Origin of the sequence: Kaistella sp. (assembly GCF_032060305.1) — a bacterium.
GTDB classification, from domain to species: Bacteria; Bacteroidota; Bacteroidia; order Flavobacteriales; family Weeksellaceae; genus Kaistella; species Kaistella yananensis.
The window spans coordinates 1-19600 of the sequence record NZ_DAMBHK010000043.1 but is presented as its reverse complement, the minus strand read 5'-3'; the positions used below and the strand labels follow the sequence as shown (position 1 = coordinate 19600).

The window sequence follows — 19600 nt, the reverse complement described above, 5'->3', positions numbered from 1 at the left end:
TTGGAGCCATGGAAGTTTCAGAAAACGGCGATATCGCCAACTGGAAAATCCCCGGCAAAATGGTCAAAGGCATGGGTGGCGCAATGGACTTGGTTGCTTCAGCTGAGAATATTATTGTAGCGATGATGCACGTGAACAAAGCCGGCGAAAGCAAAATTCTTAAAAAATGTACACTTCCGCTAACCGGGGTTGGCTGTGTGAAAAAAGTAGTTACAGAACTTGCCGTGATGGATGTTACCCCAAAAGGTTTTAAACTTCTCGAGCGCGCTCCCGGAGTTTCCGTGGAAGATATCATCAAAGCAACCGACGCCGAACTCATTATCGAAGGAGATATTCCGGAAATGCAGTTTTAAATCAAATACCCAACCGATATAATCCCTTTCAAATTTTGAAAGGGATTTTTTTTGTGCTTCTGTGAAACAGATTATTTATCTGAAATTTAACGTGTTTACAGATGTTTTTAATAGGCTTAACTTTATCTTTTAAAAATTATATCTAAAAATATTTTGAATTTAACAAAAAATATCTAATTTTGCCATCTAATTTAGATAAAAGTACAAGTGAATGCGAAATTTACAGTAAAAGTTGCAAAGGTTCAGGACCTTAAATATGTGCCGGCTATTTTGAAAGAGATCGAAGAATCTGCGAAAGAGCGCGGAACCGGTATTGCAAAACGTACTGCAACTTATCTCGAAGAGAAAATAAATGAAGGGAAAGCGGTAATGGCATTCTCTCCGGAAGGCGAGTGGGCGGGTTTCTGCTATATCGAAACGTGGAGCAATAAAACTTATGTTGCCAATTCCGGATTAATTGTTTCCAGAAAATTCAGGAACGAAGGATTAGCAAGGAAAATAAAGGAGTTTATTTTTCACTACTCACGCAAAAAATATCCCAACGCAAAACTTTTTGGTCTTACAACAGGTCTTGCAGTGATGAAAATCAACAGCAGTTTAGGGTACAAACCTGTTACTTACTCAGAACTTACCCAGGATGATGTGTTCTGGAGCGGATGCCAAAGCTGCGTGAATTTTGAGATTCTAAAAAGCAAAGAGCGCAAAAATTGCCTTTGTACCGCAATGCTGTATAATCCCAATGAAGTGAAAGAACCTGAAAATATTAAAAAAACCGAAACTGAAGATGACCAGAAGTTATTTTCAAAATTCAAAAAAATAAGAACAATGTTATGGAAAAAGTAGTTTTAGCTTACAGTGGCGGACTCGATACTTCTTTTTGTGCCGTTTATCTTTCGAAAGTGAAACAATTAGAAGTGCATGCGGTGATGGTCAATCTTGGTGGATTTTCTGAAGAAGAAATAAAAAAAACGGAAGAGCGCGCTTATCATTTAGGTGTAAAATCTTTCCATGTAATCGATGATGCGGAGAATTATTATCAAAAATGCATCAAATATTTAATTTTCGGAAATGTTTTAAAAAATAATACTTATCCGCTTTCCGTAAGTTCTGAAAGAGTTTTTCAAGCAACAGCGATTGCAAATTATGCTAAAAAAATTGGTGCAAAAGCCATCGCTCACGGAAGTACGGGTGCGGGAAATGATCAGGTGAGATTTGACAGTATTTTTCAGATTCTTTTGCCCGAAATTGAAATCATCACGCCGATTCGTGATCTGAAACTTTCCAGAAATGAAGAAATAGAATTTTTAAAAGAAAATGGTTTTGAAATCAATTTTGAAAAATCGCAATATTCGATCAATAAAGGTCTTTGGGGAACATCTGTAGGTGGAAAAGAAACCTTAACTTCAAACCTGTCACTACCGGAAACGGCCTTTCCAACGCAAATTTCAAAAACTGAACCGGAAGAAATGAGCATTACTTTCGAAAAAGGCGAAATCAAAGCGGTGAATGGTCAAGAATTTTCTAAACCGATTGAGGCGATTCAGTTCATTCAGGAAATTGCGCAAGCTTTTGCCATCGGCCGCGACACCCACGTTGGCGACACAATTATCGGAATCAAAGGTCGTGTGAGTTTTGAAGCAGCAGCGCCTTTAATTATTCTGAAAGCCCATCATTTGCTGGAAAAACACACCTTAACCAAAAGCCAACTTTTCATTAAAGATCAGCTGAGTCTTTCCTACGGGAATTATCTGCACGATGGTTTGGTCCTCGATCCGGTGATGCAGGATATTGAAACGCTTTTCGAGTCTTCACAGAAAACCGTGAATGGAATTGTGAAAATTTTACTTAAAACTTATCATTTTTCACTGATCGGAGTGGAATCGGAAAACGATTTAATGTCTTCAAAATTCGGTTCTTACGGAGAAATGAACAAAACCTGGACGGAATCTGATGTAAAAGGTTTCTCCAAAATTTATTCGAATGCGCTAAGCATTTATCATCAGGTAAACAACAAGAATTAACATGGAAAAAATAAAAGTAGGAATTGTAGGCGGAACAGGTTTTACAGCAGGCGAATTAATTCGAATCTTGCTTTATCACCCGAATGTAGAGATTTCTTTCGTGACGAGTCAAAGTCTTCAGGGCGAATTTGTTTCTGATGTTCATAAAGATTTGTTCGGGGAAACAACTTTAAAATTTGAAAATCTGGCGCAACCCGCCGATATGATTTTCCTTTGTCTTCCGCATGGCGAAAGCAAAAACTGGCTTATCGAAAACGAAAAACGAATTGCTCCCGAAACTAAAATTATCGATTTGGGAAATGATTTTCGTGTGGATGAAGAATGGAATGATAAAAAATTCATCTATGGACTTTCGGAATTTAACAAAGAAAAAATTGCAAAAGCTTCGTATATCGCCAATCCGGGCTGTTTTGCGACAGCGATTCAGTTTGGAATTTTACCGATTTTAAAGCAAGAAAAAATTGAAAAAATACAATGCGTAGGAATCACTGGTTCTACCGGAGCTGGAAAAGCTTTGCACCAATCGCTGAATTTCAATTGGCGAAATGATAATATTTCTCCTTATAAAACCTTTACGCATCAACATATCGCAGAAATTGAGAAAAGCATTTCACTGATTTCTGAAACCAAAACGGAAATTAATTTCATCCCATGGAGAGGTGATTTTACCCGTGGAATTTTCGTTTCATTAATGATGGAAAGCAATCTTTCTCAGGCAGAAATCGAGGAAATTTATAAATATGCTTATAAATATTCAAAATTCGTTTTCGTTTCCGCAAGTCCGATTGATCTGAAACAAGTCGTAAACACCAATAAAGCGGTGGTTTATATCGAAAAAGTCGGGAAAAATCTGGCAATTCACGTGGCGATTGATAATCTGTTGAAAGGCGCTTCCGGACAAGCCATCCAAAATATGAATTTGATGTTCGGTTTTGATGAAAAAGCTGGATTAAATCTTAAACCTTCTGTTTTTTAATCATGAAATTATTTGATGTATATCCTTTGATGCCCGTAAATATTGTGAAGGCAGAAAACTGTAAACTTTGGGACGAAAACGGAACCGAATATCTCGATTTTTATGGCGGTCACGCGGTGATTTCTGTTGGCCATTCGCATCCTTTTTATGTGGGAAAAATTAAAAATCAGCTCGATAAAATTGGTTTTTATTCCAATTCTGTGATCAATAAATTGCAGGAAGAATTGGCCGAAAAGCTCGGAAAAATCTCAGAATATGAAGATTACAATCTTTTTTTGTGTAATTCAGGCGCGGAAGCGAATGAAAATGCCCTGAAAAATGCATCTTTTATTTCAGGGAAAAAGAAATTCATTACGTTCAAAAATTCTTTTCACGGACGAACTTCCGCGGCAGTCGCAGCGACTGACGATCCTTCGATTGTGGCTCCAGTAAACGAAACTTCAAATTTTATTTTTTGTGAATGGAATAATGTGGAGGAATTTGAAAAGCTCTTTTTTGAAAATATTCAGGATTTAGCTGGAGTTATTATTGAAGGAATTCAGGGAATTGGCGGAATTCAGATTCCTTCTCAAGAATTGATGTCGAAGATCTCCGAATTGTGCGTTGAAAATTCGGTTTTCTTTATTTCAGATGAAATTCAGTCGGGTTACGCGCGAAGCGGAAAATTCTTTGCTCATCAGTATTTCAACGTAAAGCCTGACATCATTACGACCGCAAAAGGAATGGCAAACGGTTTTCCAATCGGTGGCGTTTTGGTTTCGTCGAAAATTCCTGCAAAACACAAAATGCTTGGAACTACTTTTGGTGGAAATCATTTGGCTTGTGCAGCTGCAATCGCGGTTTTAGAGATTATTTCTAATGAAAATCTAGTTGAAGAATCTCTTCAAAAAGGAAAATATTTAGTCCAAAAATTAAATGAAATTCCACGGGTCAAGGAAATCCGCGGAAAAGGTCTTTTAATCGGAATCGATTTTGAAATTCCGGCTTCACAAGTTTCCAAAATATTAAGGGAAGAGTTTAAAATTTTTGTCGGAAGCGCTTCAAATCCTTTAACGATGAGGCTTTTGCCGCCACTTACTATTTCTTATCCTGAAATGGATTATTTAATTTCTTCTCTTCAATCAGTCTTAAATTCAATTTAAAAAATGAAAAATTTCACTTCAGTACACGATATATCAAATCCCGAAATCCTCGTTCAGGAATCATTGGAACTTAAAAAAAATCTTTATGGTTTCAGTGATTTAGGGAAAAATAAAACGCTAGGATTGGTCTTTCTAAACCCAAGTTTAAGAACGAGAATGAGCAGTCAAAAAGCTGGAATGAACCTCGGAATGCAGGTTCAGGTCATCAACGCCGGACAAGATGCTTGGAACTGGGAATTCGCAGAAAATGCAGTGATGAACGGCTCTACGGTTGAACACATCAAAGATGCAGCTAAAGTTTTAAGCGAATATTGCGACGTTATCGGTTTGCGTTGTTTTCCGGGTTTAAAAGATCGTGACGAAGATTACAGCGAGTTCGTTTTGAATTCATTCATCAAATACGCAACAGTTCCGGTAATTTCTCTAGAATCCGCTACACGACACCCTTTGCAGAGCTTTGCGGATTTAATTACGATTCGTGAAAACTGGCAAAAACCTCAGAAACCGAAAGTAGTTTTATCTTGGGCACCACATATCAAAGCGCTTCCACAAGCAGTTGGGAACTCTTTCGCGGAATGGATGAACGCTTCGGAAGTCGATTTTTGTATCGCAAATCCGGAAGTTTATGATTTAAGCAAAGAATTTACGGGTGATGTAAAAGTATATCACAATCAGGAAGAAGCGTTAAAGGATGCGGATTTTGTGTATGTGAAAAACTGGTCGTCATTTGATGATTATGGCGCAATGCCTGAAGTAAAAGGAAATTGGCTTTTGGGTGAAGAATTTTTAAAAACCAATCCGGAAACGAAATTCATGCACTGTCTTCCGGTTCGTAGAAATCTGGAAATGAGCGATGCGGTTTTGGATTCTGCCAACTCTTTAATTTATCAACAAGCCAATAACAGAACGCTTTCTGCGCAATTAATCATCAAGAAAATTCTCGAAAATTCGTTGTAAAATGGAAGATTTATTCATCATAAAAATTGGTGGCGAAACCATTAATAATCCTGAAACGCTGAAGATTTGTTTAAAAACAATTGCAACATCGGGAAAAAAAATAATTTTGGTTCACGGTGGCGGAAAAAAAGTAACAGAACTCGCCCAAAAACTGCAGATTCCACAACAAATGGTGGAAGGACGACGCATCACTTCTGCGGAAACTTTGGAACTTTGCACAATGGTTTACGCGGGTTTGATTAATAAAAATATTGTTGCGGGTTTATCGTCAAAAAATCGTGTAGCAATCGGACTTTCCGGCGCTGATTTGAACTGTATTGTTTCAAAAAAAAGAGATGCTTCTATCATTAATTATGGTTTTGTGGGCGATATTGTGAAGGTTGATGAAATGGTTTTTGATGATTTTATTTCTAAAAATATCATTCCGGTTGTCAATTCGATCAGCATAAGTGAAGAAAGCGAACTTTTGAATACCAATGCAGATGTAATGGCCGCGGAAATTGCAAAATCAATGTCGGCTACTTATAAAACGCATCTCATTTATTGTTTTGAAAAAAATGGAGTTTTAAAAGATATTGCCGATGAAAATTCAGTTATTGAAGAAATTTCTAAAGCTGATTTTACGCAAATGAAAGAAACCAAACAAATCGCCGATGGAATGATACCTAAGTTGCAAACGGCTTTCAGAGCGTTGTATCATGGTGTGGAAGAAGCAAGAATTCTAAGAAGTGATGCGCTACAAAGTTATTTTAATCAGGAAAAACCGGGAACAAACATCAGTTTACATTAATGGAAATTTTAAAAAAAGACGCCAAAAATTTTTTGAAGCAACTCATCGAAACGCCTTCTTTAAGTAGAGAAGAGAAAATTACGGCATTAATTATTGAAAAATATTTAAGCGAAAAGAATATTCCGTTTCAGAGAAAAGGAAATAATATCTGGGCAAAAAATCTTTATTTCGATAATAGTTTGCCAACAATTCTGCTGAATTCTCACCACGACACGGTAAAGCCCAATTCGGCGTACACATTGGATCCGTTTAAAGCTGTTGAAAAAGACGGAAAAATTTTCGGTTTAGGAAGCAATGATGCGGGTGCAAGTTTGGTGAGTTTATGGGCGGTTTTCACACATTTTTATGATCAGAAACTCAAGTACAATTTGATTTACGCAGCGACGGCAGAAGAAGAAATTTCCGGCGAAAACGGAGTGAAATCGATTCTTGAAGATTTAGGAAAAATTGATTTCGCGATTGTGGGCGAACCTACGAAAATGGATTTGGCGATTGCTGAAAGAGGCTTGGTGGTTTTGAATTGTGTGGCGAAAGGAACGGCTTCTCATGCGGCTCATATCAATAACGATAATTCGATTTATAAAGCGGTTCGCGATATTCAGAGAATTCAGAATTTAAGTTTTGATAAGGTTTCTGATGTTTTGGGAAAAGTAAAAGCAACGGTAACAATTGTCAATGCCGGATCGCAGCATAATGTGGTTCCGGATCAGTGTCATTTTACGGTGGATGTACGGACGAACGAGCATTATTCAAATTCAGAAATTGTGGAGATTTTCAGAAATGAATTGGAGTCCGAAATTCAGCCCAGATCTTTGGCTTTGAATTCTTCAAGTATTAATTTGGATCATCCTTTCGTGTTGGCAGCGAAGAAAGAAAACTGCGAACTTTACGGCTCGCCAACGGTTTCAGATCAAGCGTTAATGCCTTTCAATTCGGTGAAAATTGGTCCCGGAGATTCCACGCGTTCTCATACCGCGGATGAATTTATTTACGAAAAAGAACTCAACGAAGGCATCGAAAAATATATTAAAATTCTCTCTCATATTCTCTAAAAAATGGAAAATAAAAAATTGTGGGCAAAAGATTCCGCGAATCTAAAACACTTAGAAATCATTGAAAAATTTACCGTTGGTAAAGATAAAGATTTCGATGTTTTATTGGCTCAATACGACATTGTCGGGACGAAAGCGCACTGTAAAATGCTCACGAAAATCGGATTTCTGACAGAGGAAGAGAATGAATCCATTCAAAAAGAATTGGATGAAATGTATATTTTGGCCAAAGAAAATCAGCTATTTATTAAAGATGGAGTAGAGGATATTCATAGCCAAATTGAGTTTAATTTAACGGAAAAATTAGGCGATGCCGGCAAAAAAATCCATACCGGAAGATCACGAAACGACCAAGTTTTATTGGCAATAAAATTATATTTAGCAGCGGAAATTAAATCGATTGCGCAACTTTCAAAAAATTTATTTGACCAATTAATTTCTCTTTCAGAAACGCATAAATCCGCCTTAATGCCCGGTTATACGCATTTTCAGATCGGAATGCCTTCTTCATTAGGGCTTTGGTTCAGCGCTTTTGCAGAATCTTTATCGGAAGATTTGGAGGTTTTGGCAGCGGCTTTATCGGTGGTTCAAAAAAATCCTTTGGGTTCGGGTGCTGGTTTTGGTTCTTCTTTTCCGCTTGACAGAGAATTTACGACCAAAGAATTGAATCTTGAAAAAATGAACATCAATTCCGTTTATGCGCAAATGACCCGCGGAAAATCAGAGAAAATCACGGCGATGGCGATGAGTACTTTGGCAGCAACTTTTGGAAAATTGGCCTACGATATCTGCATGTTCAGCAATCAGAATTACGGTTTCATCAGCTTTCCGTCGGAACTTACGACCGGAAGCAGTATTATGCCTCACAAAAAAAATCCTGATGTTTTTGAATTGATCCGGGCAAAATCTGCACGAATCCAAAGTATTCCGAATGAATTGACGCTGCTTACGAATAACCTTCCATCCGGTTACCACAGAGATTTTCAACTGACCAAAGAAATTATTTTCCCTGGAATTCAGGATTTAAAAGATTGTTTAAGTATTTTTGAATTCATGCTGAAACATATCAATGTGAAAGAAGATATTTTAAAGGACGAAAAATATGATTATCTTTTCAGCGTCGAAAAAATCAATGAGTTGGTAATGAATGGGGCGAGTTTTCGGGAAGCCTACCGCGAGGTCGGAAATTCCATCGAAAACGGTACTTATCATTACCGGAACGATGATTTAAAGCACACCCACAAAGGAAGTATTGGGAATTTGTGCCTCGATGAGATTTCTGCTCAGTTTGAAGAAATCTTCCAGAAATTTAAATAATTTATGAAAACTTTAGACAGTACAGACCACAAAATTCTCAATTTCCTGCAGGAAGATTCCACCGTTTCCGTGAAAGATTTGGCGGAAAAAATCGGACTTTCTTTCACCGCGACTTATGAAAGAATAAAATCCCTCAAACATCACGGCATCATCCGAAAAAATGTGGTGCTGATTGACGCTGAACTCGCCGGATTTGAAATTATGGCGTACTGTAATATAGTTTTGAAAGAGCAGTCGAACAATAAACTTCAGGAATTCGAACGGAAAATAAAGTCTGAACCTCAGGTTCTGGAAGTGGTGAGTCTTTCCGGGCAGTACGATTATATGATTAAAGTGGTTGCCAAAAACATCAAGGAATACAATAATTTTATGACGACGGTAGTGGCAAATATCCCTAACATCGGCCAGTATCACAGCAATATTGTGCTTTCGGTGATAAAAAATGACACCAAATTTACTTTTTAAAATCAGAAAAATTTCCTGATTTTTTTCTTTAATTTTGAATACATTAAACTCTCAAAAAATTCATCATGTCGAAATATAAAATTCAGAAAAATCCGTTTATTGTCCCAACCACCGATGGCAAACTAATTGAGGAAATCTGGGGAAATTCTACCGGAAATACTGATGTTTCCATTGCGCACATGGTGGCGCCGCCGAACTGGAGCGAGCCGCATCAAACGCCCGAATTTGATGAATATACTTACATCATCAAAGGTAAAAAACAGTTTGAAATTGACGGTGAAATCGTTGTCCTGGAAGCCGGAGAAAGTATAAAAATTAATAAAGGTGCCCGAATCCGTTACAGCAATCCGTTTTCAGAATCGTGCGAATATCTCGCCATTTGTCTGCCAGCTTTTTCGATGGAGTTGGTGAACCGTGAAGATTAAAATATCAAACCCAAACTCTTCAATTCTTTTTCCAGGTTGATTTCTTCGATAATGTGTACAGTTGCGAATCCTAAAGATTTTGCGACTTCAATATTTTTCGGATTATCGTCGATGAAAACAGATTCTTCAGCCTTCAGATTATACCTTTCGAGGAGTACTTGCCAGATTTTCGGATCGGGTTTAATGAGTTTCTCAGTACCTGAAACAACAATTTTACCTTCGAAAATGTCGAAGAAATCATAATTTTCGAGTGCGTAAGGGAAGGTTTCGGCCGACCAGTTCGTGAGCCCGAACAATTCATAATCCGAATGCTGCAATTTTCTTAAAACTTCTACATTTTCAGGGATATCTGCTCTCAGCATCCTGGTCCAGTTGTCGTAATAAGCACGGAGTTCCTTTTCCCATTCGGGAAATTTCTGAACCTGTATTTCGGTTCCTTCTGATAAACTTCTTCCGCGGTCCTGCTCGGCATTCCATTCATCGTGAGCAATGTATTTCAGGAAATATTCCATCCGCTCATCATCATTGAAATAATCTTCGAAGAAATAGCGAGGATTCCAGTCCATCACCACTCCTCCAAAATCGAAAATAATATTTTTTATCGTTAAATTTTGCTGCATTTTTTGTTGATTACTTTTTACCAAACAGAATACTGATCAGTGTGAAAATTAAGAGAATGTGGAGATAAAATGAATACTGTACGAGTTCGACATAATTCATTTTAAAACTGCTGAGAGAAATCAGAATAAGAATCTGCGCGCCGTAAGGAATCAGTCCCTGTACATAACAAGAAAAAATATCAAGTACCGACGCGCTTTGCTGGGGTTTCAAACCATATTTATCGTTGATTTCTTTTGCAACTTTCCCGGAGATAATAATTGAAATCGTGTTGTTGGCGACACAAAGATTTGCTGCTGTTACCAATCCACCGATTCCCAGTAATGCTGTTTTTTTTGAACTGATGACTTTGCTGATTTTTGCGATAAGAAACGAAATTCCACCGGCTTTTTCAACCAACGCGGCTAAACCGCCTGTAAGAAGCGAGAGCAGGAAAATTTCGGTCATGCTGGTAAAGCCTTCGTAAGTTTTCTTTGCGAAACCAAGAAAATCGAAACTTTCGTAACCGAAACCCAGAAGTCCCGCAAAAATAAGCCCTGCGAACAGTACTACAAATACATTTAAACCCAATAAAGAAAGCACAATTACCAAAATATAGGGCAGAACCAACATCAGATTAAAGTCTTTTGCTGTGGCGGCTGCAGCAGCTGTGTTTTCCTGACTGAAGCCCATTACCGTTAAAATGATAATGGCTGCAACCGCTGCAGGAATCGCGATTTTCGAGTTAAAACGGAATTTGTCTTTCATCTGGCAGCCTAAAGTTTGCGTAGCGGCAATCGTGGTGTCCGAAATGAGGGAAAGATTATCGCCAAACATGGCACCGGAAAGAAGACACGCACCAATTAACCCTAAAGGTGAGCCGCTTTTTTCAGCCAAAGCAATCACAATCGGACCTAAAGTAACAATGGAGCCCACTGAAGTTCCCGACGCAAAAGAAAGAAACGAAGCAATAACAAAAACTCCCACAGGAAAATATGCGGGTGAAATGTAGGTGAGTCCGAGATTAACGATAGAATCTACACTTCCGGTGGCGGCTGTTACCGTTGCAAAAGCTCCTGCCAGAAGGTAAATTATACACATTGTGAGGATTTTCCCGTCGCCGCAGCCTTTCAGGAATGTATCAACTTTGCTGTTGATGCTGCCTTTTAAAAGTACAAATGCTGAGGTGATTCCTAATAGAGCAGCAATGGGCGAAGGCAGCGAGTAAAAATCATCGTAGTAAATCCCGAAACCAAGAAATACAAAAACGAAAATCAGAAGCGGAAAAATTGCTACGAGATTCGGGTTAAGTTTAATCATGATGCAAAATTACTCTTCAAAACGCGAAAACACATAATGATTGTCTGAAAATTTCGCATACACGTGATGCAAACCGTTACTCAGAATAATTTCTTCAGCCCCGATAATGGAATTGTATCTTGCGGTCTGTTCGAAAGTTTTTTGGGTAAGCTTTATTTTGGGAGCTTTACATTCGACCAAGATTTTGGGGACAGTTTTTTCGGTTACCAAAAGATCGATTCGCTTGGTGGTTCCGTTAAGTTCCAGCTTTTTTTCTAAAATAAGCGACGAGAGATTACGGCGTTTTTTTACATGAAAATAATGCACCCAATGTTGCCTTACCCATTCTTCAGGCGTAAGGAGAAGCCAGTTTTTCCGGACCAAATCATAAATAAAAAACTTATCTTTGTCTCTCTTGATTTGCAAATCAAAAGTATCCTCAAAATTCAGTTCCGGAAGTTGCATTTATGAAAGAATTAGATTTAATCCTCAAAAATATTAAAAATAAAGAGTTTCAGCCGATTTATTTTTTTCATGGCGAAGAACCTTTTTTTATGGATATGGCTGTAAAAGCTTTTGAAAACGACGTTCTGGAAGAAGACGAAAAAGCTTTCAACCAAACGGTGGTTTATGGCAAAGATACTACCTTCAGCGAGGTACTTTCTCTGGGCCGACAGTTTCCGATGATGGGCGACAGGCAGGTAATTATCCTTAAAGAAGCTCAGGAAATCCGCATGACAGAAAAAGAAGCAGATGCTTTAAAAATTTATGCAGAAAATCCTGTAGAATCTACACTTTTGGTCATCGCTCACAAATATAAAAAAGTTGATTCGCGGAAAAGTTTTGCCAAGATACTTTCCAAAAACAAGATGCTTTTCGAAAGTCCGAAAATGAAGGATTATGAAGTCCCGAAATGGATCGAGCAGGAGCTTCGCAATGTCGGTCTGAAAACAAAACCAGATATTCCTTTATTACTCTCCGAATACCTCGGAACCGATTTGTCAAGGATTTCCAACGAACTCAGTAAACTCAAAATGATTCTGAAAAACGATGAACTTCTCGACGAAAAAATCATCGAAACCCACATCGGAATCAGCAAAGATTTTAATGTTTTCGAACTCATCAAAGCTCTTGGTAAAAAAGATGAAAGCAACGCGCTGCGGATCGCACATTTCATGGGGAAATCGCCAAAAAACAATTCGTTCCCAATGGTAATCGGTAATTTATATAACTTTTTTTCGAATCTGGTGATTTGCCACACCATGGCAGGACAATCGCAGCAGGCGATGGCATCCGCAATGGGCGTAAACCCTTATTTTGTCAAAAGTTATACTGAAGCTGCACGTTTTTACAACCTCAAACACTGTACGAGAATTATCTCCATACTGCGCGAAATGGACCTGAAAAACAAAGGTTTAGGCGCCGTAAATATGGAAGAAAGCGAGTTGCTGCGAGAAATGGTATACAAAATTCTGCATGTGGACCGCTTAAAGGTGAAAGTGTGATTTTGGGCGACTGTTTCCGCCCTCCGTTCCCGCTTTTTTGCTTCACTTTGTTACGCAAAAAGAGCTCCACTCAGGTCGGGTCGCGGGATATTTTTTAAAACAAAAAGCAGATAATCATTACAGAAGAATTTAAAATAATAATACACCAGATTTCTGCAATTGAAAAAATATATCATAACATATACTTCAACCCAAAATAAATAACGATTTTTGAAAATTCAAAATCATAAACATTAAGTAAATAATGGAACAGAATATTTTAGACTGCGTGATCGTAGGTTCCGGACCTTCCGGATTTACCGCAGCAATTTATGCCGCAAGAGCCGATTTGAAACCCGAATTATACACCGGCCTTGAACCTGGCGGACAATTAACCACAACCACAGAAGTCGATAATTTCCCGGGCTATCCCGACGGAGTTACAGGTCCACAAATGATGATGGATCTGCAGAAACAGGCAGAAAGATTCGATACAAAAGTTCATTACGAACTCATCACAAAAGCAGAATTTTCTACAGAAGTAGGCGGGATTCATAAACTCTGGGCCGGCAATAAAGAGATTTTGGCAAAATCTGTAATTATTTCCACAGGTGCTACGGCAAAATATTTAGGTCTTGATGATGAAAAAAAATATTCAGGAGGAGGCGTTTCGGCGTGTGCAACCTGCGACGGATTTTTCTACAAAGGTAAAGATGTAATCGTGGTAGGAGCGGGCGATACCGCTGCTGAAGAAGCTACATATCTTGCGAAACTCACGAATAAAGTTACGATGTTGGTAAGAAAAGATACCTTCCGCGCCTCGAAGGCGATGATTCACAGGGTAGAAAACACACCGAACATCGAAGTGAAATTCAACCACGAACTAATCGGTATTGAAGGCGAAAATGCTCTGGTAGAAAGAGCATTGGTGATCAATAATCAAACTCAGGAAATTTCAAAAATAGACGTGCACGGAATTTTTATCGCAATCGGACACAAACCGAACACGGATATTTTTGCAGGCCAAATCCATTTGGATGAAAACGGATACATTAAAACAGTTCCAGGTTCTACCTTGACCAATTTGCCAGGAGTTTTCGCAGCGGGCGATGTTCAGGATCACAGATATCGCCAGGCGATTACTGCAGCAGGAAGTGGTTGTATGGCTGCCATGGATGCAGAAAAATATCTGGCAGAATTAGCACAGTAAAATACTTTTAAAAAAGGATGAGAAACTTGGTCTATATATTTCTTGGCGGTGGTTTCGGAAGCGTTTTGCGCTTTGTTGTTTCCAATTACACCCAGAAATTATGGAACATCAACTCTTTTCCGATGGGAACTTTTGTGGTAAACATTATTGGTTGTTTCTTGATCGGAGTCTTCAGTTCTTATTTCATTAAGATCGATAGTTACCTGAAGTTTCTTTTGATCACAGGTTTTTGCGGCGGATTTACCACATTTTCTACCTTTTCGGCGGAAAATATTTCGCTTTGGGAAAATGAAAATTATACCATGCTGATTTGTTATATTCTTTTGAGTGTAATTGTGGGATTTGGCGCAGTTTATTTAGGATTAAATATTGCTAAGAATTAAATTTTTCCCTTTGAATATTAGGTTTTTAAGATATTTTTCAAAGAAATATTTGGTCGGTATAGAAAAGCTTTTTATATTTGCACCACTGAAAATGAGAAATCATTTTACTGGAGGAATGGCAGAGTGGTCGATTGCGGCAGTCTTGAAAACTGTTGACTGTAACAGGTCCCGGGGTTCGAATCCCTGTTCCTCCGCCTTGTAAATTTCACGGTTTACATTAAAACCCTTTAAGACGTAAGTTTTAAAGGGTTTTTTATTTGATTTTTATTTTAGTTTTTAGGATGGTGTTCCCAGCAAATCCAGAAATTGCTGCTCATCAAGAATTTCGATGGTACCGATGTCCTGGGCTTTTTTAAGTTTACTTCCGGCTTTTTCACCAACAACAAGATAATTAAGGTTTTTAGAAACCGCAGAAATGTTTTTCCCGCCGTGTTTTTCAACCATTGCTTCAGCATCGTCGCGTGTGAAAAGTGATAGTTTTCCTGTGAATAGAAAAGTTTTGTTTTCCAGAACATTGCTTAAAACCTCATTCGTGTTTTCGCCTTTTTGCAGTTGAACTCCGTAAGATTTCAATCTTTCAATCATCAAAATATTTTCGGGATTTTGGAAGAAAGCAATAATACTGTCTGCAATTTTTCCGCCGATATCTTCTACTTGAATCAGTTCTGCGGCTGTAGCTTTTTTCAGTTCATCAATCGATTCAAAATTTTTTGCCAGTTTTTTGGCTACCGTTTCTCCGACGTGCTTAATTCCAATGCCGTAAAGGACTTTCTCGAAAGGTATTTCTTTTGACTTTTCGATGCCGGAAATAATATTCTGGGCAGATTTTTCAGCCATGCGTTCCAGCGGAAGAAGCTGCTCCTTTGTTAATGCATAGAAATCTGCAGGATTTTCTACCAGTTTTTCGCGATACAATTGTTCGATGGTTTCGCTACCAAGATTTTCAATATTTAAAGCTTTTCTCGATACATAATGTATCATTCGACCGACAACCTGTGGCGGACAATGCAACTCGTTCGGACAAAAATGTATCGCTTGATCTTCAATTTTCACCAGTTCAGTTCCACATTCAGGGCAAGTTTTGATGTATTGAATTTCCGGATTTTCAGGATCTCTTTTCTCTAAATTAACGCCGACAATCTTTGGAATAATCTCACCGCCTTTTTCCACAAATACAAAATCATGTTCGTGGAGACCCAATTTTTTGATGATGTCTTCGTTGTGCAAACTCGCCCTTTTCACCACAGTTCCTGCCAATAAAACAGGTTTCAGATTGGCGACCGGAGTTATTGCGCCGGTTCTTCCGACCTGATAAGTTACGGATTGCAATTCTGTCTCTACTTTTTCGGCTTTGAATTTATGTGCCATTGCCCAACGGGGCGATTTTGCAGTATAGCCTAAAGTCCTCTGCTGCGACAAATCGTTTACCTTTATCACAATGCCGTCGATATCGAAGCCTAACTGATGCCTTGCGGTATCCCAGTGCGTGATGAATGTTTTAACTTCATCCAGTGTTTTACAAAGTTTTGCCTGTTCTGAAATATGGAAACCCCACGATTTTGCTTTCTGAAGCAGCTCCCAGTGTGTTTTTGCCGGAAATTCACTTGATATATACTGATAAAGAACCGCTGAAAGTCCGCGTTTTCTCACTTCTGCAGAATCCTGAATTTTCAGACTTCCGGAAGCTGTATTTCTCGGATTCATGAAGGGATCCAGACCTTCTTCCTCGCGTCTTTTGTTGATTTTATCGAAATTTTTTCTCGTTAAATAAATTTCGCCCCGGATGAAAAACCGATCCGGATAATCACCGTGAAGCTGCATCGGAATTTCTGAAATTGTTTTTACGTTTGGAGTAATTTCATCACCCTGAAAACCGTCGCCACGGGTTACGGCTTCTTTAAGTTTTCCGTTTTCGTATAAGATTGAAATCGAAGCGCCGTCGTATTTCAGTTCTGCGACAAACTCTACAGGCTCATTTAAGGCTTTCTGAACGCGTTTTTCCCAGTCTTCCAGATCATTGAAATCGTAAGAATTATCAAGGGAATACATCCGGAACTGATGCTGAACAGTCGGAAAATTTTTGGTGATTTCGCCGCCAACACGTGAAGTAGGAGAGTTACTGTCGTAAAATTCCGGGTGTTTTTCTTCCAGCTCCTGAAGTTCTTTCAGTTTCAGATCGAATTCGAAATCTGAAATTGTAGGTTCATCTAAGGTGTAATAATTATAGTTATGTTGATGAAGTTCTTTGCGAAGATCTTCTATTTTTTTTTGAATATTTTCCGACATTTTGAAGGTAGATTTTTACAAAAATACTAATTCTATAGAAACAATAACTTCAATAGCTTATTTTAAATAAAAACAGATAAAATTAAATTTACTCCTAATTTTTATAAGGGTTGTGTTTGTAAAATGTATTTATTTTAAAAATAAATACTAATTTAGCAGGGGTAAAAATAAAAAACTATGAAAATTGAGAAAAGATGGATTGCTTCTTTTGTTGTAATTACAATGATTTCAATCGCGGCATTATTATGGAAAACTGAAATTCCTGTCCCAAACTCCGGCGAATTCCTCAGCGAAGACCAAATCGTAGGCGCCGATGTTGCCTGGATTTTAGCCGCAGCAGGTTTGGTTTTGTTGATGACTCCCGGCCTTTCGTTTTTCTATGGCGGAATGGTGGGTAGCAAAAACGTGATTTCCACCATGTTGCAGAGTTTTATTGCACTGGGTGTAATTTCCATTCTTTGGGTGGCTGTTGGTTTCAGTCTTTCCTTTGGTGAAAGTTTAGGTTTCACTTTCCATGGCATTCATTACGGAATCATCGGAAATCCTTTGAGTTACCCTTTTTTCAGTGGGGTAGGTACACTTCCGCATCATTTAATGGCGCCCACAATTCCTTTTATTTTGTTCGCATTGTTTCAAATGAAATTTGCGGTAATTACGCCGGCTTTAATCACTGGTTCGTTTGCTGAAAGGGTTCGTTTTATTTCCTATCTATTATTTATGGTTCTCTTCAGTTTGTTTATATATACGCCACTTTGCCACATGGTTTGGCATCCGGAAGGTTTGCTGAATAAATTTTTCGGAGTAAAAGATTTCGCCGGAGGAACGGTAGTTCACATGAGTGCAGGTTTCGCAGCACTTGCCGGCGCAATTGTTTTGGGACGAAGAAAAAATCCACATCATCAACCTTCGAATATTCCATTTGTTTTATTAGGAACTGGAATGCTTTGGTTTGGTTGGTTTGGTTTCAATGCTGGTTCTGCTTTAGCGGCTAATGCAACTGCTGCGATGGCTTTTGGTACCACCACCATTGCTTCGGCTTCCGCAATGATCACCTGGATATTTTTTGATCGAATTAATGGAAGAAAAGTCTCTGCCTTAGGCGCTTCCATTGGTGCGGTTGTCGGTTTGGTAGCAATTACCCCAGCTGCGGGATTTGTAACAATTGCTGAAAGTCTGTTCATCGGGTTTATCTCTGCAATAGTTTCTAATTCAATGATGCACTGGAAAAAACTCAAAAAAATAGACGACACTTTGGATGTCTTTGCCTGTCATGGCGTAGGAGGAATTATGGGAATGATTCTTACCGCAATTTTTGCGCATGGCGAAAATGCAAGTCTGCTGCATGGCGGCTGGTCGGTTTTTGGCCATCACATGCTGGCTTTGGTTCTGGTTTCGGTGTTCACATTTTTTGGAGCTATGCTGCTTTACAAAATCACCGATTTCATCATTCCACTAAGGGTATCAGAAGAATCAGAGCACCTCGGACTTGATCTTTCTCAGCACGATGAATCCAATTGTTTTTAATTTTAATGAAAAAAGCACCGTTTCAATCTCGGTGCTTTTAATAATTTAATGACTTAACATTTCCTTTATTTTCTCAGAAACCTTTTCTGCATTCGGCAGCATTTCTTTTTCAAGGACCAAATTGATCGGAACGGCAGGTAAATTGAGCGAACCTAGCGTTTCTACCGGAGTATCCAGATTTCTGAAACAGTTTTTGGAAATTCGGTGTGCAAAAGCTTCAGCAAAAGAATTATTGAGCTGCTCTTCGGTAAGAACCAAGCATTTGCTATGGATTTTTACTCTTTCGAATACTAATTTTTCATCGAGTGGAATTAAGGTTCTCAGGTCGATAATTTCTACTATGCCTGGGAAATTTGCTGCGGCTTCTTTTGCCCAGTAAACGCCCATTCCGTAGGTGATAATGACCATGGTTCGGCCTTTTTCGGTTTCGGTTTTATCGGCTTCTAAAAGGATATTGGCTTTCCCGAATGGTAAAACGTAATCTTCCGCAGGCTCAATGGTTTTCGCATCTTCGGTTCCCGGAACTTTGCTCCAGTAAAGCCCTTTATGTTCCAGCATTACCACAGGATTGGGATCATAATAAGCGGCTTTCAGCAAACCTTTGAAATCTGCAGCGTTGCTCGGATAAGCGATTTTGATTCCTTTGATATTGGCGAGAATGCTTTCTACACTTCCGCTGTGATAAGGTCCGCCACCACCATAAGCGCCAATGGGAACGCGGATGATATTGCTCACCGGAAATTTTCCGTTAGATAAATAATTTGATTTTGAAATCTCTGTAATGAGTTGGTTAATTCCGGGATAAATATAGTCGGCAAACTGTACTTCGACAATAGGTTTTAGGCCAACAGCACTCATCCCAACAGTGGATCCGATAATATATGCTTCCTGAATCGCGGTATTGAAAACTCTTTTATTACCGAATTTCTTGCCTAAAGTTACTGCTTCGCGAAATACGCCACCGATTCTTTCTCCTACATCCTGCCCGTAAAGCAATGCCTCAGGATGTTTCCACATAATTTCCTGAATGGCATGGATGGCCGCATCAACCATAACAATTTTTTCCTGACCTTTCGGTTCTCTTTCGCCGGATTCTTCAGTAATCGGGGTCGGAGCAAAAATGTGGTCTGTAACAGTTTCCGGTTTCGGATCTTCAGCTGAAATTGCCTTTTGAAATGCGTATTCCGCTTCTGTCCTGGCGTTTTTTTCAATCTTGTTCAAAAGATCTTCGCTGATGCCGTCTTCGATTAATCTGTTTCTTAAAATCTTTCCCGGATCTTTTGCACGGTGTTTTGCCAGATCATCCTCATCTCTGTAAA

General features: G+C 38.8%; 20 protein-coding genes and 1 tRNA gene. 16 read left to right on the top strand and 5 right to left on the bottom strand.

Annotated features, from left to right (window positions below; translation table 11 throughout):
- The 11 genes from V5N63_RS07555 to V5N63_RS07505 all read left to right on the top strand — a co-directional run.
- On the top strand, positions 1–353 hold a 353-nt coding region (locus tag V5N63_RS07555; protein ID WP_332033458.1), incomplete at its 5' end, for a CoA-transferase.
- A gap of 207 nt (positions 354–560) precedes the next feature.
- The gene (locus tag V5N63_RS07550; protein ID WP_179285914.1) at positions 561–1196 is read left to right on the top strand and encodes an N-acetyltransferase; all 636 of its coding nucleotides are present in this window, start codon (positions 561–563) and stop codon (positions 1194–1196) included.
- Positions 1184–2374, top strand: a complete 1191-nt coding sequence (gene argG / locus V5N63_RS07545; RefSeq protein ID WP_332033457.1) for an argininosuccinate synthase — start codon at positions 1184–1186, stop codon at positions 2372–2374. The genes V5N63_RS07550 and argG overlap by 13 nt, the downstream gene beginning before the upstream one ends.
- Position 2375: 1 nt before the next feature.
- The gene (gene argC / locus V5N63_RS07540; protein WP_332033456.1) at positions 2376–3350 is read left to right on the top strand and encodes an N-acetyl-gamma-glutamyl-phosphate reductase; all 975 of its coding nucleotides are present in this window, start codon (positions 2376–2378) and stop codon (positions 3348–3350) included.
- 2 nt (positions 3351–3352) lie between these two features.
- Positions 3353–4492: an aspartate aminotransferase family protein gene (locus V5N63_RS07535; RefSeq protein WP_332033455.1), complete on the top strand. Its 1140-nt coding sequence runs from the start codon at positions 3353–3355 to the stop codon at positions 4490–4492.
- 3 nt (positions 4493–4495) lie between these two features.
- The gene (locus V5N63_RS07530) at positions 4496–5449 is read left to right on the top strand and encodes an acetylornithine carbamoyltransferase (RefSeq protein ID WP_332033454.1); all 954 of its coding nucleotides are present in this window, start codon (positions 4496–4498) and stop codon (positions 5447–5449) included.
- Position 5450: 1 nt separating this feature from the next.
- Complete coding sequence (argB, locus tag V5N63_RS07525; protein ID WP_332033453.1) at positions 5451–6239, top strand: acetylglutamate kinase; 789 nt, start codon at positions 5451–5453, stop codon at positions 6237–6239.
- On the top strand, positions 6239–7291 hold the full coding sequence (locus tag V5N63_RS07520; protein WP_332033452.1) for a M20 family metallo-hydrolase: 1053 nt from the start codon (positions 6239–6241) through the stop codon (positions 7289–7291). The genes argB and V5N63_RS07520 overlap by 1 nt, the downstream gene beginning before the upstream one ends.
- A 3-nt stretch (positions 7292–7294) precedes the next feature.
- Positions 7295–8608 carry an argininosuccinate lyase gene (gene argH / locus V5N63_RS07515; RefSeq protein ID WP_332033451.1) on the top strand — a complete coding sequence of 438 codons (1314 nt, stop codon included), beginning with the start codon at positions 7295–7297 and terminating at the stop codon, positions 8606–8608.
- 3 nt (positions 8609–8611) lie between these two features.
- On the top strand, positions 8612–9073 hold the full coding sequence (locus V5N63_RS07510) for an Lrp/AsnC family transcriptional regulator (RefSeq protein ID WP_088468874.1): 462 nt from the start codon (positions 8612–8614) through the stop codon (positions 9071–9073).
- A gap of 65 nt (positions 9074–9138) precedes the next feature.
- On the top strand, positions 9139–9498 hold the full coding sequence (locus V5N63_RS07505; protein WP_088468875.1) for a cupin domain-containing protein: 360 nt from the start codon (positions 9139–9141) through the stop codon (positions 9496–9498).
- Here the strand turns inward: V5N63_RS07505 and V5N63_RS07500 are convergent.
- Genes V5N63_RS07500 through V5N63_RS07490 form a run of 3 tightly spaced genes read right to left on the bottom strand, consistent with a single transcriptional unit; the run spans position 9495 to position 11859 of the window.
- On the bottom strand, positions 9495–10118 hold the full coding sequence (locus tag V5N63_RS07500) for an HAD family hydrolase (protein WP_332033450.1): 624 nt from the start codon (positions 10116–10118) through the stop codon (positions 9495–9497). The genes V5N63_RS07505 and V5N63_RS07500 overlap by 4 nt on opposite strands.
- A gap of 10 nt (positions 10119–10128) precedes the next feature.
- Positions 10129–11415: a Na+/H+ antiporter NhaC family protein gene (locus V5N63_RS07495; RefSeq protein WP_332020057.1), complete on the bottom strand. Its 1287-nt coding sequence runs from the start codon at positions 11413–11415 to the stop codon at positions 10129–10131.
- 9 nt (positions 11416–11424) lie between these two features.
- Positions 11425–11859, bottom strand: a complete 435-nt coding sequence (locus V5N63_RS07490) for a type I restriction enzyme HsdR N-terminal domain-containing protein (RefSeq protein WP_088468877.1) — start codon at positions 11857–11859, stop codon at positions 11425–11427.
- A gap of 2 nt (positions 11860–11861) precedes the next feature.
- Between V5N63_RS07490 and holA the strand changes: the two genes are divergently transcribed.
- The 4 genes from holA to V5N63_RS07470 all read left to right on the top strand — a co-directional run bounded on the left by holA (position 11862) and on the right by V5N63_RS07470 (position 14665).
- The gene (gene holA, locus V5N63_RS07485; protein ID WP_332033449.1) at positions 11862–12899 is read left to right on the top strand and encodes a DNA polymerase III subunit delta; all 1038 of its coding nucleotides are present in this window, start codon (positions 11862–11864) and stop codon (positions 12897–12899) included.
- Between the two features lie 244 nt (positions 12900–13143).
- Complete coding sequence (gene trxB, locus V5N63_RS07480) at positions 13144–14088, top strand: thioredoxin-disulfide reductase (RefSeq protein ID WP_332033448.1); 945 nt, start codon at positions 13144–13146, stop codon at positions 14086–14088.
- A 17-nt stretch (positions 14089–14105) separates the two neighbouring features.
- Entirely contained in the window at positions 14106–14471 is a 366-nt protein-coding gene (crcB, locus tag V5N63_RS07475; protein ID WP_332020796.1) for a fluoride efflux transporter CrcB, read from the top strand.
- Positions 14472–14580: 109 nt separating this feature from the next.
- A tRNA-Ser gene (locus tag V5N63_RS07470) sits at positions 14581–14665 on the top strand.
- Positions 14666–14747: 82 nt separating this feature from the next.
- On the opposite strand, the gene ligA is transcribed toward V5N63_RS07470, so the two are convergent.
- Complete coding sequence (gene ligA / locus V5N63_RS07465) at positions 14748–16757, bottom strand: NAD-dependent DNA ligase LigA (protein ID WP_332033447.1); 2010 nt, start codon at positions 16755–16757, stop codon at positions 14748–14750.
- Positions 16758–16934: 177 nt separating this feature from the next.
- Between ligA and V5N63_RS07460 the strand changes: the two genes are divergently transcribed.
- The gene (locus V5N63_RS07460) at positions 16935–18281 is read left to right on the top strand and encodes an ammonium transporter (RefSeq protein WP_332033446.1); all 1347 of its coding nucleotides are present in this window, start codon (positions 16935–16937) and stop codon (positions 18279–18281) included.
- A 45-nt stretch (positions 18282–18326) separates the two neighbouring features.
- Here the strand turns inward: V5N63_RS07460 and V5N63_RS07455 are convergent.
- Positions 18327–19600, bottom strand: a 1274-nt coding sequence (locus tag V5N63_RS07455; protein WP_332033445.1) for a transketolase C-terminal domain-containing protein, incomplete at its 5' end; no start/stop codon positions are given.

Excerpts from the sequence above, each read along its gene's own strand:
- crcB (WP_332020796.1), top strand. The coding sequence starts at position 14,106 with ATGAGAAACTTGGTCTATATATTTCTTGGCGGTGGTTTCGGAAGCGTT.
- V5N63_RS07535 (WP_332033455.1), top strand. The coding sequence starts at position 3,353 with ATGAAATTATTTGATGTATATCCTTTGATGCCCGTAAATATTGTGAAG.
- ligA (WP_332033447.1), bottom strand. The coding sequence starts at position 16,757 with ATGTCGGAAAATATTCAAAAAAAAATAGAAGATCTTCGCAAAGAACTT.
- argH (WP_332033451.1), top strand. The coding sequence starts at position 7,295 with ATGGAAAATAAAAAATTGTGGGCAAAAGATTCCGCGAATCTAAAACAC.
- argB (WP_332033453.1), top strand. The coding sequence starts at position 5,451 with ATGGAAGATTTATTCATCATAAAAATTGGTGGCGAAACCATTAATAAT.
- trxB (WP_332033448.1), top strand. The coding sequence starts at position 13,144 with ATGGAACAGAATATTTTAGACTGCGTGATCGTAGGTTCCGGACCTTCC.
- V5N63_RS07500 (WP_332033450.1), bottom strand. The coding sequence starts at position 10,118 with ATGCAGCAAAATTTAACGATAAAAAATATTATTTTCGATTTTGGAGGA.
- V5N63_RS07520 (WP_332033452.1), top strand. The coding sequence starts at position 6,239 with ATGGAAATTTTAAAAAAAGACGCCAAAAATTTTTTGAAGCAACTCATC.
- holA (WP_332033449.1), top strand. The coding sequence starts at position 11,862 with ATGAAAGAATTAGATTTAATCCTCAAAAATATTAAAAATAAAGAGTTT.
- V5N63_RS07510 (WP_088468874.1), top strand. The coding sequence starts at position 8,612 with ATGAAAACTTTAGACAGTACAGACCACAAAATTCTCAATTTCCTGCAG.
- V5N63_RS07460 (WP_332033446.1), top strand. The coding sequence starts at position 16,935 with ATGAAAATTGAGAAAAGATGGATTGCTTCTTTTGTTGTAATTACAATG.
- argG (WP_332033457.1), top strand. The coding sequence starts at position 1,184 with ATGGAAAAAGTAGTTTTAGCTTACAGTGGCGGACTCGATACTTCTTTT.
- V5N63_RS07495 (WP_332020057.1), bottom strand. The coding sequence starts at position 11,415 with ATGATTAAACTTAACCCGAATCTCGTAGCAATTTTTCCGCTTCTGATT.
- V5N63_RS07490 (WP_088468877.1), bottom strand. The coding sequence starts at position 11,859 with ATGCAACTTCCGGAACTGAATTTTGAGGATACTTTTGATTTGCAAATC.
- argC (WP_332033456.1), top strand. The coding sequence starts at position 2,376 with ATGGAAAAAATAAAAGTAGGAATTGTAGGCGGAACAGGTTTTACAGCA.
- V5N63_RS07530 (WP_332033454.1), top strand. The coding sequence starts at position 4,496 with ATGAAAAATTTCACTTCAGTACACGATATATCAAATCCCGAAATCCTC.
- V5N63_RS07505 (WP_088468875.1), top strand. The coding sequence starts at position 9,139 with ATGTCGAAATATAAAATTCAGAAAAATCCGTTTATTGTCCCAACCACC.